This window comes from Photorhabdus aballayi (assembly GCF_026153155.1).
Classification (GTDB): Bacteria; Pseudomonadota; Gammaproteobacteria; order Enterobacterales; family Enterobacteriaceae; genus Photorhabdus; species Photorhabdus luminescens.
This window is the reverse complement of record NZ_JAPFCD010000044.1, coordinates 1-15,615: the sequence shown is the minus strand read 5'-3', so window position 1 is coordinate 15,615 and position 15,615 is coordinate 1. Positions and strand designations below refer to the sequence as shown.

13 protein-coding genes are annotated in these 15,615 nt (G+C 43.8%); 6 read left to right on the top strand and 7 right to left on the bottom strand.

Annotated features, from left to right (window positions below):
* The first annotated feature begins 48 nt into the window (after positions 1–48).
* The 3 genes from OO184_RS18405 to dolP are packed head-to-tail and all read left to right on the top strand — an operon-like array spanning position 49 to position 1,630.
* Entirely contained in the window at positions 49–429 is a 381-nt protein-coding gene (locus OO184_RS18405) for a YraN family protein (protein ID WP_265380420.1), read from the top strand.
* 24 nt (positions 430–453) lie between these two features.
* Positions 454–1,044: a DnaA initiator-associating protein DiaA gene (diaA, locus tag OO184_RS18400; RefSeq protein ID WP_265380419.1), complete on the top strand. Its 591-nt coding sequence runs from the start codon at positions 454–456 to the stop codon at positions 1,042–1,044.
* Positions 1,045–1,054: 10 nt separating this feature from the next.
* Positions 1,055–1,630: a division/outer membrane stress-associated lipid-binding lipoprotein gene (dolP, locus tag OO184_RS18395; protein WP_265380418.1), complete on the top strand. Its 576-nt coding sequence runs from the start codon at positions 1,055–1,057 to the stop codon at positions 1,628–1,630.
* A gap of 132 nt (positions 1,631–1,762) precedes the next feature.
* Here the strand turns inward: dolP and mtgA are convergent, their stop codons facing one another.
* From mtgA to arcB, 3 genes are all read right to left on the bottom strand, one after another.
* Positions 1,763–2,488: a monofunctional biosynthetic peptidoglycan transglycosylase gene (gene mtgA / locus OO184_RS18390; RefSeq protein ID WP_265380417.1), complete on the bottom strand. Its 726-nt coding sequence runs from the start codon at positions 2,486–2,488 to the stop codon at positions 1,763–1,765.
* Positions 2,489–2,492: 4 nt separating this feature from the next.
* The gene (gene elbB, locus OO184_RS18385; protein ID WP_265380416.1) at positions 2,493–3,146 is read right to left on the bottom strand and encodes an isoprenoid biosynthesis glyoxalase ElbB; all 654 of its coding nucleotides are present in this window, start codon (positions 3,144–3,146) and stop codon (positions 2,493–2,495) included.
* A gap of 237 nt (positions 3,147–3,383) precedes the next feature.
* Positions 3,384–5,729: an aerobic respiration two-component sensor histidine kinase ArcB gene (arcB, locus tag OO184_RS18380; protein ID WP_265380415.1), complete on the bottom strand. Its 2,346-nt coding sequence runs from the start codon at positions 5,727–5,729 to the stop codon at positions 3,384–3,386.
* 744 nt (positions 5,730–6,473) lie between these two features.
* Here arcB and gltB point away from each other — a divergent pair.
* From gltB to OO184_RS18365, 3 genes are all read left to right on the top strand, one after another.
* Positions 6,474–10,931, top strand: a complete 4,458-nt coding sequence (gltB, locus tag OO184_RS18375) for a glutamate synthase large subunit (RefSeq protein ID WP_265380414.1) — start codon at positions 6,474–6,476, stop codon at positions 10,929–10,931.
* A gap of 9 nt (positions 10,932–10,940) precedes the next feature.
* Positions 10,941–12,359 carry a glutamate synthase small subunit gene (locus OO184_RS18370; RefSeq protein WP_265380413.1) on the top strand — a complete coding sequence of 473 codons (1,419 nt, stop codon included), beginning with the start codon at positions 10,941–10,943 and terminating at the stop codon, positions 12,357–12,359.
* A 238-nt stretch (positions 12,360–12,597) separates the two neighbouring features.
* Positions 12,598–13,104, top strand: a complete 507-nt coding sequence (locus OO184_RS18365) for a hypothetical protein (protein WP_265380412.1) — start codon at positions 12,598–12,600, stop codon at positions 13,102–13,104.
* A 50-nt stretch (positions 13,105–13,154) separates the two neighbouring features.
* On the opposite strand, the gene sspB is transcribed toward OO184_RS18365, so the two are convergent.
* The 4 genes from sspB to rplM all read right to left on the bottom strand — a co-directional run bounded on the left by sspB (position 13,155) and on the right by rplM (position 15,498).
* On the bottom strand, positions 13,155–13,670 hold the full coding sequence (sspB, locus tag OO184_RS18360; RefSeq protein WP_265380411.1) for a ClpXP protease specificity-enhancing factor: 516 nt from the start codon (positions 13,668–13,670) through the stop codon (positions 13,155–13,157).
* Positions 13,671–13,673: 3 nt separating this feature from the next.
* Complete coding sequence (gene sspA, locus OO184_RS18355) at positions 13,674–14,315, bottom strand: stringent starvation protein SspA (RefSeq protein WP_049582693.1); 642 nt, start codon at positions 14,313–14,315, stop codon at positions 13,674–13,676.
* Between the two features lie 346 nt (positions 14,316–14,661).
* Complete coding sequence (rpsI, locus tag OO184_RS18350) at positions 14,662–15,054, bottom strand: 30S ribosomal protein S9 (protein ID WP_011148146.1); 393 nt, start codon at positions 15,052–15,054, stop codon at positions 14,662–14,664.
* Between the two features lie 15 nt (positions 15,055–15,069).
* Positions 15,070–15,498: a 50S ribosomal protein L13 gene (rplM, locus tag OO184_RS18345; protein WP_011148147.1), complete on the bottom strand. Its 429-nt coding sequence runs from the start codon at positions 15,496–15,498 to the stop codon at positions 15,070–15,072.
* Between the last annotated feature and the right edge of the window lie 117 nt (positions 15,499–15,615).

Here is a 15,615-nt window from a genome sequence, read left to right as displayed (position 1 = left end):
TGCCGCTTGTCACCAAGCGGCATTTCAATTCAAATGACTCATTTCAGAATGAAAATAAAAAAACTGACAAGTTATTTGCTAGGACGTAACTATGAAACGCAGGCAAAGTTGTTTTTACAAAAACAAGGATTATCTTTTATCGCCGCAAATGTGAAAGTTCGCGGTGGTGAAATTGACCTGATTATGAAAGACAAGCAAACTTGGGTTTTTATTGAAGTCCGTTTCCGCAAATCAGGGCAACATGGAGATGCACTGGAGACAGTCACCCATAGCAAGCGTAAAAAATTATTACACGCTGCCGCAATATGGCTGTTTCAACGGGGTGAATGTTTTGAAACCTCTTCTTGTCGCTTTGATATTTGTGCTATTACTGGTCAACAATTTGAATGGTTGCAAAATGCCTTCAATCAAAATGAGTTCACTCGTTAAAATGATACTGAGTAGGTTATAAACGTGCTGGATAGAATTAAAGTCTGTTTTACAGAAAGTATTCAAACTCAAATTGCAGCCGCAGAAGCATTACCTGATGCTATTTCGCGAGCGGCAATGATGATGGTTCAGTCATTACTGAATGGTAACAAAATGCTTTGCTGCGGCAATGGCGGCTCAGCCGCAACAGCTCAACGGTTTGCCGCTAATATGATCAACCGGTTTGAAACTGAACGTCCAAGCCTGCCTGCATTGTCGCTTAACGCAGACAATGTGGTCATCACCGCAATTTCAAGCAATAAACAGCATGATGAAATTTATGCTAAACAGGTACGGGCATTAGGTCAGCCAGGCGATGTGTTATTAGCGATTTCCACGCATGGCAATAGTCGTGATATTGTTAAAGCCGTTGAAGCCGCGGTAACTCGCGATATGACGATTGTCGCCCTCACTGGCTACGACGGCGGCGAGCTTGCCGGCTTACTCGGGCCACAAGATGTAGAGATTCGTATTCCATCTCATCGTAGTGCCAGAATTCAAGAAGTTCATATGCTAACAGTTAACTGCTTATGTGACTTAATCGATAATACACTCTTTCCCCATCAGGATGACTAAGGAGCCAATAATGCGCTTTTTCTCCCTATTAGCTACGATTTGCACTGCTGTGATGTTACAGGGGTGTATTGGCGCAGTCGTGGTAGGCTCTGCCGCCGTAGCGACTAAAACAGCAACCGATCCCCGAACAATTGGTCAACAAGTTGATGATAGTACCCTCGAAGCCCGTGTCAGTAATGCGCTTAACAAAGATAAGCAACTCAAAGAGCAAACCCGTATTATTACCACCGCCTATCAAGGAAAAGTTTTACTGACAGGTCAAAGCCCAGATTCAAACCTTTCAGAGCGAGCTAAACAGATAGCATCGCGGGTTGATGGAGCACACACTGTTTACAATGAAATTCGTCAGGGGAAACCGGTTGCATTAAGTACTGCTTCTAAAGATACCTGGATTACAACCAAAGTACGCTCAAAAATCTTGGCTAGTGACTCAGTTAAATCTTCTAACATAAAAGTCGTTACAGAAAACGGGGAAGTCTTTTTACTGGGCATTCTGACTAAACAAGAAGGTAACGCCGCAGCGAAAATCGCCAGCGAAACTAACGGTGCTAAGCGGGTAACAACCGCATTCACTTATTTGAATTAAACATATTGATTGAAGATGATGACACGATAAATCTGTCAAACATCCAGGTATTAGGCCGCGTCATTTTTTGGCGCCGGCATTTTACCCTTTTCATCATCCAACGCTAAACCGAATAATCTCCCGATTCTTCCCTCAATCATTTGTCATTAATCCATTTTTCTCCAGATAACTCACCCCGCCCAACAACCGCATTTGCCGCAAAATCCATTGTTGACGCCGTAAAACATAAGCCGAAGGCGTGTTAACTTTATAGCGGTGTGGATTAGGCAATACAGCAGCAAGTAAAGCAGCTTCTGATGCCGTCAATTTACTGGCTGATTTATGAAAATAGTGCCTGGATGCCTCTTCAACACCAAAAATTCCATCACCAAATTCTGCTATGTTAAGGTAAACAGTCAGAATTCTACTTTTTGACCATCCCAGTTCTATGATAAAAGTCATCCCGGCTTCCAACCCTTTTCTTAACCAGCTACGTCCATCCCACAAAAATAAATTTTTGGCCGTTTGCTGAGAAATCGTTGAAGCCCCTCGGAGTCTTCCAGAATTATTTTGATTACGTTCAAGTACACTTTCGATAGCATCAAAGTCAAATCCCCAATGCTGTGGAAATTTTTGGTCTTCCGCAGCAATAACAGCCAATGCGATATTTGGCGATATTTGTCCCTGCCCTACCCAGTCAGAATGAGATACATAAGAAAAATTAACCGATAACCAAGCGCTAATCTGGCGCTCAACCATAACCATAGAAAACGGCACTGGCAAAAATGAAAATGCAACAACAGAAACTATCCATAAGATAATAACTGAGATTACGATTTTTTTAAGCCAGTACCATAAAAATTGAAAAGGATTTCGCATCCAGTTACTCAGTCATTTCCAATACTTTTCTGACAAGTTTATCAATCCCCACTTCTGCCTGAGAAATAGATTCAGCAAGCATGTAGGCTGGTGTTGTCACGATTTTGTTTTCTAAATCAACAACAACATTATTTACCTCACAAACTATATGCGTACCTCCCATTGCCTCTACTTGAGCAACCGTTTCAGGATCATTGCCGACAGTTAGTTTCACCGGTTTATTAAGTAGTTTTGGCAACATAACAGGCGCAATGCACATAAATCCCATTGGTTTATTTTGCTTATGCATAGCCCTTACCAAACTTAATAAATCCTTATTTATTTCGCAATCAACTGCCTTAACGGCAAAGTCACATAAATGCTTCGCAACACCAAATCCCCCAGGAATTATCAGGGCATCAAATTCATCTGCATTTGCTTGTGATAAAGGCTTAATTTTTCCCCTCGAAATACGGGCTGATTCCTGTAGGACGTTACGTTCTTCCCCCATTTCTTCACCGTTAATATGATTAATAACATGAAGTTGTGGTACGTCAGGTGCAAAAAAGCTCGTTTTAACACCTAAACGGTCTAAAGAAAGCATAGTTAATACTGACTCATGAATTTCGCTACCATCGAAGACACCACATCCACTTAAGACAACCGCAACTGATTTCATACCTCACTCCATTTGTAGTAGATTATTGCTTAACCCTTTAGGGGGTTAAACACCAATCTTCATCACAGATTTTAATGAATCTTGTAACAAAAAATCTTATCTTTGCTATGTTGGTACTTGTATGATGTACGGAGAATTCCCCATTTACTCGCCGCAACCAAAGATCTATCAGATAGGCGTGTAAAAAGTTTTCCCTGGTGTTGGCGCAGTATTCGCGCACCCCAACCTCGGTTGGGGTTATTTTTTTTCAGCGTCCGCCAACCATTCTCTTAAAATTTCCGTATCGTTTCTCCATTCTTGCTTTAACTCATCAACCCATTCCTGAACATTGTCCCACCATGCAGGTAAATCAGGTGATTGAATCTGCTGAGCCAATTGCTGTAAATGACGCAATCCAACCGATCCCGCAGCACCTTTTATCTTATGCGCTTCCTCTGTAATACCTTTCTGGTCTTTAGCTGTCATGTTCGAGTCAAGAACAGACAAGTAACCTGGCATCATCTTTTCAAACACACTCAGACTATTGCTAATCAATTGCGGCCCAACGAGCTCGATGTATTGGTTAAGCATCTCTGTATCCAGTAAATCTTCATCTTTTTTCATCAATCCTGGCTCCTCTTCTTCTAGCTGCATATGATGCACAGACTGCTCCCCCCAATATTGTTCAATAATGGCAGTTAACGCATTCACAGAAAGAGGCTTACTTAACACACCATTCATACCTGCATCCAGATACTCTTTTTTGTCTTTTAAGACATTTGCCGTCAGTGCAATCAATGGAGGCAGATCTTTTTTGGCATATCGCTGACGTAATTCACGGGCAATATCTAATCCGGTCATATCGGGTAACTGAATATCCAGCAATACCAAATCGAACTCTTCTGGCTTAAACATGTCTAGCGCATCTTTACCATTCATGGCGACTTCTACGCTGTTACCCAATTTCTCCAGTACAGAGCGAGCAACAATCACATTTAGCTCAATATCTTCTACTAATAAGATATGCAAAGCCGGAAGCGGGCAATCTTCTGTATCTTCTTCGCATAGAGGACTCTCCTCCATAGCAGGCGCTATGATAGACAGTGTAAATCGAGAACCTTGTCCCGGCTCACTTTCCACCACAATATCCCCTCCCATGCTTTGGGCTAAACGCTTAGATACCGCCAATCCAATACCGGTTCCCGTTGCTGGACAACCGCCATGACTGCCTTTCACTTGATAATACATCGCAAAAATCTTCTCTTGCTCATCATATGGGATACCAATCCCCGTATCTGTGACTTCAAACAGCAGGCGTTCCCCTTCTTCGTACCAGATCCGAACATTAATCTCCCCTTTTTGGGTAAATTTCACTGCATTGCCAATCAAGTTCCACAGAATTTGGCGCAAGCGAGTACCATCGGTCATGATTCTGTCAGGCAGCGGCAGTTCTGGATTCATTACAAATTTAATATCTTTCGGTTGCGCCAGCAGCCCAGAGAGGTTTTCTAGATCGGATATAAAACCGGTAAAATCAATTGGCTGATTATCAATCTGCACTTTACGCCGTTCAATTTTATCCATTTCAATAATGTCATTGAAAATATTACCAAGCGTGATCGCACTGACATGTATCGTTTTCAGATAGTTATTTTGCTCAGACGTCAACTCAGTATCGAGCAGAATACGGCTCAAACCAACAATGCCATTTAAAGGCGTACGAAGCTCATGGCTAATCGTTGAGATAAAAGTGGTCTTATCTCTGCTTGCATTCTCCAAAGCGTCCTGATAGCGCTTACGTTCCGTTATATCGCGCCCAAATCCCATAAGCCCGTGTCTTTTTCCCACTCGATCATAAAAAGGGACTTTCCGAAGTTCAAAACAGGCTTTTCGACCATCGGGATAAACCAGCCATTGCTCATAAGTGAGCGCAACATTATGACGGAACACTTTTTCATCGGTTTTCATCACTTTGCGAGCAACTTCTTTGTCATAAACGTCGTTTGGCGTCAGCCCGACAAGTTGTTTCTGACTTTTCCCCGTCAGCAACTCCATCGCCCGATTACAACCAGAAAACTTATTATTCTCGTTGCGGTAATAAACCAAATCAGGGGAGGCATCGAGAAAAGATTTCAGCAATATAGATTGCTGTTCCAATTCAATCTGCGTCTGCTCACGGTGTTTCATCTCTTCTTTGAGTTTATCCAACAAGATCAGATGCGCCTGCTCGGCTTTCTCCCTGACAGAGATCTCCTGATTAAGCTTAATAATGTTATCTTTTAATTGCTGATTAAGTTCCCGATCACGCTGACGCATAACTTCCAACTTTTCAACTAACTTGGATAATCGTTGGCGAGACTCTTCAAGCTGTTCGACAACAACCGAAAGAAAATAGACTGCCCAAGGCGTAATCAACAAACCAAAAAAGATTGAACGAACTAAATCAATACTTTGCACTCCTCCTTGAAGCAGAAAAGTGACCACCATCTGTACACCCATAGCAAGAACAACTAATGCGGATGCAAGCAGTAATGAAAAGCGCACTAACCCCAATTTCATCATTAAATCAACATAATATTGGGCCAGGCCCCTGAGCAGCTTCATTTCATAAAGACTCCCGTAAAATATGACCATTCCAGATCATACCGTAAAAGACCGGCCACTTCGTTGAAGGAATAACAGAAATTGTTGACCTGGTAAAACAATAGTATTATTTAATAGTTTTAGTTATGACTTCCCAAACATTATTCTGGCTTTTTACTCCTGCCGGTCTTTTCGCACAAGCCAAATATGAATAAATAATCGAATACATTGATAAAATAAGCATAAAATTCTTTTTTACTCTTCTAATACCCCCAAAAAGATAAAACTTTATTCTTATAAAGAAACAAAAATACATATTTATTTGGCAAAGTTTACATTGGCAAGACTTTAAATCTAATAAATAAAAGTTTAACAGCATATATAAAACAGATATTACACTAATATTAGTGATATAAATCACATTAAAATCCTAATATGATCTATATCACACAACTCTAATATTAATTTTTTTATTTATAAATCATGATATTAACTTTACTTACCACCTATCCTTATCTTATGCCGGTAATATTTGACCTGATTTATATTTCTAGTTAACTTGGAAAGTCACTGGAAATCATCTGTCAGATTCTCATCTGAACCATAATTATGCAGTGACACAATATCATTTAAGTCACCACCTGTTTATCACAAATAAACAGGTGGTGGTTGACTGAGGGCGCAATTCAGACGCCAGTAAAAATATTAATCTCACAAATGTCTGTGAGTTTCTGTGAGAGTCGGACAGAACCTCGGGAGGTTCATATGCTATATAACAAATCTCAAGAAAAGGATAACTGTGGCTTTGGATTGATAGCCCATATTGAAGGGGAGCCAAGCCACAAAGTAGTACGTACCGCTATCCATGCCTTGGCAAGAATGCAACATCGTGGGGCAATCCTAGCAGATGGCAAAACCGGTGATGGTTGTGGTTTATTGTTGCAAAAACCTGACCGTTTTTTTCGAATGGTCGCACAGGAGCAAGAGTGGCATTTAGCCCGCAATTACGCCGTTGGTATGCTCTTCCTCAGCCAAGATCATCAAGTTGCGCAAAACTGCCGGGAAATCGTCGAACAAGAGTTACAAAATGAAACTCTGTCAGTCGTTGGCTGGCGTGAAGTCCCCATCAACAGTGATATTCTGGGCGAAATAGCCCTTTCAAGCCTCCCCCGTATCGAACAGATTTTTGTTAATGCTCCAGCAGGCTGGCGTGCACGTGATTTGGAACGCCGTTTGTTCGTTGCTCGCCGCCGAATAGAAAAACGCATTAATGACAACGATTTTTATGTTTGCAGTTTATCCAATCTGGTAACTATCTATAAAGGGCTGTGCATGGCGGCAGATTTGCCCCGTTTCTATCCCGATCTGGCTGATTTACGTTTGGAATCAGCAATTTGCCTATTCCACCAGCGCTTCTCAACCAATACCGTCCCACGCTGGCCATTGGCACAACCTTTCCGCTATCTTGCCCATAACGGCGAAATAAACACCATCACCGGTAACCGCCAGTGGGCACGAGCAAGAGCCTATAAATTCAAAACACCGCTCATTCCCGATCTGCAAACTGCCGCCCCTTTTGTAAACGAAACAGGATCAGATTCCAGTTCTCTGGATAACATGCTGGAACTGTTTCTTAACGGCGGAATGGATTTAATCCGTGCTATGCGATTGTTGGTTCCTCCCGCATGGCAAAACAATCCTGATATGGATGAGGATCTGCGGGCTTTTTTTGATTTCAACTCCATGCACATGGAGCCGTGGGATGGCCCTGCGGGTATCGTTATGTCAGATGGACGCTATGCTGCCTGTAATCTGGATCGTAATGGCTTACGCCCAGCCCGCTATGTTATCACCAAAGATAAATTGATCACCTGTGCTTCCGAAGTCGGCATCTGGGATTATCAACCGGATGAAGTGGTGGAAAAAGGGCGAGTTGGTCCCGGTGAGCTTATCGTGATTGATACCCGCCAAGGCCGTATTCTTCATGCAGAAGAAACAGACAATGACTTGAAAAGCCGCCATCCCTATAAAGAATGGATGGATAAAAACGTCAAGCGCCTGACCCCATTTGAAGAATTATTGGAAGATCAAGCCGGCCGCCGGGATCTGAACGATCAATCCTTAGCGGTCTATCACAAACAATTTGCCTACAGCAACGAAGAGCTAGATCAAATCATCCGTGTCCTAGGCGAGAATGGTCAGGAAGCAACGGGTTCAATGGGGGATGATACACCGTTTGCCGTCCTTTCCAGCCGTCCACGGATTATTTATGACTATTTCCGCCAGCAATTTGCTCAAGTCACTAATCCGCCAATCGACCCACTACGCGAAGCACATGTTATGTCTCTCACTACCTGCATTGGGCGGGAGATGAATGTATTTTGTGAAGCAGAGGGGCAGGCGCACCGATTAAGTTTTAAATCCCCGATTCTGCTCTACTCTGATTTTCATCAATTAATAACGCAACAAAGTCCACACTATCGCGCAGAACGATTAGACCTAACTTTCACCCCACAAGAAACCAACCTGCAAAATGCCCTGCTTGCATTGTGTGATCAGGCTGAACAACTTGCCAGAGATGGCGCGGTATTGTTGGTATTATCTGACCGCAACATTACTTCGGAGAAGTTACCCATACCAGCGCCTATGGCTGTTGGAGCCATTCAGCATCGTTTGGTGGAAAAAAACCTACGTTGTGATACTAACCTGATAGTAGAAACAGCGAGCGCCCGTGATCCACACCATTTCACTGTACTACTGGGATTTGGCGCAACAGCGATTTATCCCTACCTGGCTTATGAATCACTAGCCAAGATGGTCGATAATGGCACCATTAATAAACCCTATGCTGATGTCATGCTCAACTACCGCAATGGTATCAATAAAGGGTTATATAAAATCATGTCGAAAATGGGCATCTCGACTATCGCCTCCTATCGCTGCTCTAAACTATTTGAAGCTGTCGGCTTACATTCCGAATTAACTGAATTTTGCTTCAACGGCGTCGTCAGCCGAATTGGCGGTGCTAATTTCAGCGATTTTGAGCAGGATCTGCGAAACTTATCCAAACGTGCATGGCTTGCTCGTCAACCGCTCGATCAGGGCGGATTGCTGAAATATGTTCATAACGGCGAATACCACGCTTATAACCCAGATGTTGTCAGCACTTTACAGTCTGCGGTTCATAGTGGCGAATATAACGATTACTTGAAATATTCTCGTCTGGTCAATCAACGCCCAGTTACCACAATCCGTGATTTACTGGCGCTAAAAACAAAAGATGAACCGATACCTATCGAAGAAGTAGAACCTGCCGAGGAGCTATTTAAACGCTTTGATACCGCTGCGATGTCGATTGGCGCATTAAGCCCCGAAGCACACGAAGCTCTGGCGGAAGCCATGAATACGCTAGGTGGTTTTTCCAATTCCGGCGAAGGTGGAGAAGATCCCGCACGTTATGGAACAAAAAAAGTTTCCCGTATCAAACAAGTCGCTTCCGGTCGATTCGGTGTGACACCTGCCTATCTGGTCAATGCTGATGTGATTCAGATTAAAGTCGCGCAAGGCGCTAAACCTGGAGAAGGCGGGCAATTACCGGGTGATAAGGTCACACCATATATTGCAAAACTGCGTTATTCCGTACCCGGCGTAACACTTATTTCTCCACCACCACACCACGATATTTACTCGATTGAAGATTTGGCTCAGTTGATTTTCGATCTAAAACAGATCAACCCCAATGCACTGATCTCAGTAAAACTGGTTTCAGAACCCGGTGTTGGTACTGTTGCCACTGGCGTTGCCAAAGCTTATGCCGATTTAATTACTATCGCAGGTTATGATGGCGGTACCGGAGCCAGTCCATTGTCATCAGTGAAATATGCCGGATGCCCTTGGGAATTGGGGCTGGTGGAAACCCAACAAGCGCTAGTTGCTAACGGATTACGCCATAAGATCCGCTTACAAGTTGACGGCGGTTTGAAAACCGGCGTAGATATTATCAAAGCGGCCATTCTTGGCGCTGAAAGTTTTGGTTTCGGTACCGGCCCAATGGTTGCTCTTGGATGCAAATATCTGCGTATTTGCCATCTCAATAATTGTGCCACCGGGGTTGCCACTCAGGATGAGAAATTACGTCGCGACCACTACCACGGATTACCTGAACGAGTAATGAATTATTTCCGCTTTATCGCCCGTGAAACCAGAGAGATTATGGCTGCATTAGGTGTCAAAAAGCTAACTGATTTAATCGGCCGAACTGACCTGCTTGAAGTACTGGAAGGTATTTCAGCAAAACAGAGCAAACTAAATCTTGATCCGCTCTTGGCAACCGCAGAACCCCATCAGGGCAAAACATTATATTGCACCGAAAACAATCCGCCATTCGATAATGGGGCATTGAATAAAAACTTACTAACTCAAGCTTCCAGCTATATTGAGAACCAACAAAGTAAAACGTTCTATTTCGATATCCGTAATACTGATCGTTCAGTGGGCGCTTCCCTTTCCGGTTTTATCGCTGCTCGATATGGCAATCAGGGGATCGCCGCGGCGCCAGTAAAAATTCATTTCAATGGAACTGCCGGTCAAAGTTTTGGTGTCTGGAATGCCGGCGGTCTGGAACTGACACTTATTGGCGATGCCAATGATTATGTCGGTAAAGGTATGGCTGGCGGCCGCATTGTCATACATCCTCCCGTGGGTTCTGCCTTCAAAAGCCATCAGGCAACCATCATTGGCAACACATGTCTCTACGGCGCAACCGGGGGCAAACTGTTTTCTGCCGGACGAGCAGGAGAACGCTTCGCCGTTCGTAATTCAGGGGCGATTACGGTTGTAGAAGGTATCGGAGATAATGGCTGTGAATATATGACAGGAGGTATCGTCTGTATTCTCGGACGCACTGGAATAAATTTTGGCGCAGGAATGACTGGCGGCTTTGCTTATGTCCTGGATGAAAATGATGATTTCCGCAAACGGGTTAACCCAGAGTTAGTCGAAGTACTGGCAGTAGCTACCTTAGCTATCCACGAAGAACACTTGCGAGGGCTTATCACTGAGCACGTCCTCCTGACCGGCTCCCAGCGCGGTGAAGATATTCTTGCTAACTGGCAGCAATGGCTGAGCAAATTCGCGCTTGTAAAACCAAAATCCAGTGATGTGAAAGCCCTACTGGGACATCGCAGTCGTTCTTCCGCAGAGTTGCGAATTCAAGCGCAATAAGGAGCCAAGATGAGCCAGAATGTATATCAATTTATCGACTTACAACGTGTCGATCCGCCTAAAAAGCCGCTGAAAATCCGCAAAATAGAATTTGTGGAAATCTATGAGCCATTTACAGCAATTCAGGCACAGACACAGGCTGATCGCTGCCTTTCTTGCGGTAATCCTTATTGCGAATGGAAATGCCCCGTTCATAACTACATTCCCAATTGGCTTAAACTTGCCAATGAAGGACGTATTATGGAAGCGGCTGATTTATCCCATCAAACAAACAGCCTGCCGGAAGTTTGTGGTCGTGTTTGTCCACAGGATCGCCTGTGTGAAGGCGCTTGTACTCTGAATGATGAGTTCGGCGCAGTGACTATTGGTAATATTGAACGTTACATCAATGATAAAGCTATTGCTATGGGCTGGAAGCCCGATATGTCACAAGTTCAGCCAACGGGCAAACAGGTTGCGATTATTGGCGCAGGCCCTGCGGGGCTAGCTTGTGCCGATGTATTAACCCGTAATGGCGTACAAGCCGTTGTTTTTGATCGTCATCCAGAAATCGGTGGATTACTCACCTTTGGCATACCGGCATTTAAACTAGAAAAAGAGGTCATGATACGCCGCCGTGAAATTTTCTCTGAAATGGGAATTGAATTCCGGCTTAATACTGAAATAGGCAAAGATATTGCTTTATCCGAACTGACTAAGCAGTTTGATGCGGTGTTCCTTGGTGTAGGAACCTATCAGTCAATGCATGGGGGGCTGGCAAATGAAGATGCTGATGGTGTTTATGATGCTCTGCCATTTCTGACTGCCAATACCCGGCGCTTGATGGGTTATCCTGCCCTACAATCGCAACCTTTCATCAATATGCAAGGTAAACGGGTCGTGGTGCTTGGCGGCGGTGATACTGCAATGGATTGCGTCAGAACCGCTATTCGCCAAAAAGCGGCTTCGGTGACTTGTGCTTATCGTCGTGACGAAATCAACATGCCAGGCTCCCAACGCGAAGTCAAAAATGCCAAGGAAGAAGGTGTAGAATTTCTGTTCAATCTGCAACCTGTCAATATTGAGATCAACCATTCAGGTCAAGTTTGCGGCATAAAAATGGTACGGACCCAATTAGGTCAACCTGATGAGAACGGACGTCGCCAAGCTGAAATTATCGCCGGCTCGGAATACCTGCTTAAAGCCGATGCAGTGATCATGGCATTCGGCTTTAAACCACATACAATGAACTGGCTAAGTGATCATCAAGTAACCTTGGATAAACAGGGACGCATTGTCGCACCAGAGTACTCAGATATTCCTTTCCAAACCAGCAATCCACAAATATTTGCCGGCGGGGATGCCGTTCGTGGCTCAGATCTAGTTGTCACTGCAATTGCCGAGGGGCGTAAAGCCGCGCAAGGCATTCTTGATTATCTCAACATCTAATCAACCAAGGGAGCTTTTTAGCTCCCATCTCTTTCTATTATCAATTCGATAACTTATATTAATTGGATTCCACTTAGACAAAAAAGTAAGTGAATTTAATGAACATTCCACATTTATTACTGTCATACATAATATTTTGGAATATTCTTTCTCATTAAGATGAGTATTAAATAAAGTATTCCAACTAACCAACACAAATATCACGATGCTTATTCAACTATAAATACTGGAAATATTAATGCAGCTAATAAAAACCCTAATTTTATTATCTCCAATGCTGTTTATCAGCCACACGGCACTTGCTTTATCACAGCCCTTGACCCCGGAAAACATTACTAAAGAAATTATAAACAGAGGTACCAATTCTGTAGCGGCAGAATTAGGGGAAATGGGGGCCAGACAAGAAATCACTCACAACATCACTACTGGTGACAGCAACTGGATCAAACTGGCTTTTAAATTAACGCAAAGCACGCACCTGGGTTTTGCCAAAGAGATACGCTACGCATTATCCCTGGCATTAATTAATAATCCTGTTGAGGTCCTTGCTAACGCAGATCAAGAAAACAATATATCATTAGCTGATATTTGCACAATTCCACCAGAACTGGGGACCAGAGAGAATAAAATAGAATTTATAGATAAGGTCAAAAAAAGCTTAGGCGCTATCACAGATAGCGAAGCTAAAAGCAGAGCTGAAGATTGTTTCTGGGCATTAGAAAAAGCCTACAATTCAGAATTCTAATCAATAAATTTGAAAAAAATAAGGAGGCAAATCGCCCCCTCTTTTAACGCTTATTTTACTACCCGTAAAGCAGGGCGCCCTCTCGTCGGTTTAGGTGGCTCATCATCAGGTGAAGTTCCACTATCATCTTCAACATCGGGCAATGTATCTGTAACTAATACTAGATTATCTGCCGCGGATGTAGAGGCATCGGCCCTATCCTGATCTGAAGCGGATTTAAAAAGATATTCATCTTTATAAGCTGCTTCAGGCTCAAACATCATTCCCGCCCCATTTTCACGGCCATAGATCGCTATAACTGCCGCCATCGGTACATTAACCCGACGGGGAACGCCGCCAAAACGGGCATTGAAGCGTACTTCATCATTGGTTAACTCAAGATTACCAACAGCTCTCGGCGCTATATTCAGCACAATTTGTCCATCGCGGGCATATTCCATTGGTACATTAACTCCACGTAAAGTCACGTCTATAACCAGATGCGGAGTCATATCATTATCGAGTAACCACTCGTAGTGAGCACGCAACAAATAAGGACGACGGGGAGACATTTGAGATAGCTCCATAAATCAGCTCCTAGATTGCAAGCGCATTTCACGTTCAACTTCGGTTAATGAAGCCAAAAATGCATCACGCTCAAAGACACGCTGCATGTAAATTTGTAAATCTTTAGTACCAGAACTCGGTAACTCTATCCCCAATACCGGTAAACGCCATAGTAAAGGAGCAAGATAACAATCAACCAAACTGAATTCTTCGCTCATAAAGAATGGCATCTCTTTAAATATTGGCGTCACTGCTAGCAACTCTTCTGCTAATCGTTTACGGGCAGCATTGGCCTCTTGAGAATTGCCTTCCTCAATAGTATACATCAGGGAGTACCAGTCTTTTTCGATGCGGTACATCATCAAACGACTGGAAGCACGGGCAACCGGATACACAGGCATTAATGGCGGATGAGGAAAGCGTTCATCCAGATATTCCATAATGATGCGGGAATCATATAGCGTCAGCTCACGATCAACCAAAGTCGGAACTGTCTGATAAGGGTTCAGATCGATAAGGTCCTGTGGCAGGTTACCTGCCTCAACCTGCTCAACTTCAACGCTGACACCTTTTTCCGCCAATACAATTCGCACTTGATGGCTAAAAATGTCGGCCGGGCCTGAAAACAGAGTCATTACCGAACGTTTGTTGGCAGCGACAGCCATGAAAACCTCCAAGTTTATCTAAAAAAGGAATGAATAGCCCCACACGACCACGACTATTCTTACTCATTCATTCTCACCCCTTATGTTTCTGCGCCGCAACGGTGAATACGGAATGCGCTACTCAACACCAATTACTATCGTTTCAACACATATTACCGTTTCAACAAAATTACCGTTTCAACACAATTACTATCGTTCAGATAGTAGGCAGACAAATGGATGAGGCAAAAATTGGCACTAGTTTACCAGATTTTGTACATTTTGGGGGAAGTGTATGGATAATTAAGTAAAAAACCCGCCGCAAAGACGGGTTTGCACATTAAATAATTGCCATAAAGACAAAAAATTAACGCTTGGAGAACTGTGGACGACGACGTGCTTTACGCAGACCAACTTTCTTACGTTCAACTTCACGAGCATCGCGGGTAACGAAGCCAGCTTTACGAAGATCAGAACGCAGAGTTTCGTCATACGCCATCAGTGCACGGGTGATACCGTGACGGATTGCACCTGCTTGACCAGAAATACCACCACCTTTAACGGTGATGTACAGATCCAGTTTACCCAACATATCAACCAATTCCAGCGGCTGACGAACAACCATGCGCGCTGTTTCACGGCCGAAGTAAACTTCAAGGCTGCGTTTGTTGATGACGATATTGCCGCTACCTGGCTTAATAAAGACACGTGCGGAAGAGCTTTTGCGGCGACCAGTGCCGTAGTATTGATTTTCAGCCATTGCCTATAATCCCGATTAAATGTCCAGAACTTGCGGTTGCTGTGCCGCATGGTTGTGCTCGCTACCGGCGTAAACTTTCAGTTTACGGTACATTGCACGGCCCAGTGGCCCTTTTGGCAGCATGCCTTTAACCGCGATTTCAATTACACGCTCAGGACGGCGAGCAATCATCTCTTCAAAGGTCGCTTGCTTGATACCACCGATATGACCGGTGTGGTGATAGTAAATTTTATCAGAACGCTTGTTGCCGGTGACTGCAACTTTTTCTGCATTAACGATGATGATGTAATCACCGGTATCAACATGCGGAGTATATTCCGCTTTATGCTTGCCGCGCAGACGACGAGCCACTTCAGTTGCAAGACGGCCTAAAGTTTTGCCATCTGCGTCAACAACATACCAGTCGCGTTTTACGGTTTCTGGTTTAGCTGTAAAAGTTTTCATTAAAGCTTACCCAATAATAAGTTACACGTTGGTGAACACTCACGGTTCAGAAACTTGCTGAGGTTCACACGACTCTTGTCCAGCAAACCTACCCCTTCGAATAGCCTATGCCGGCAC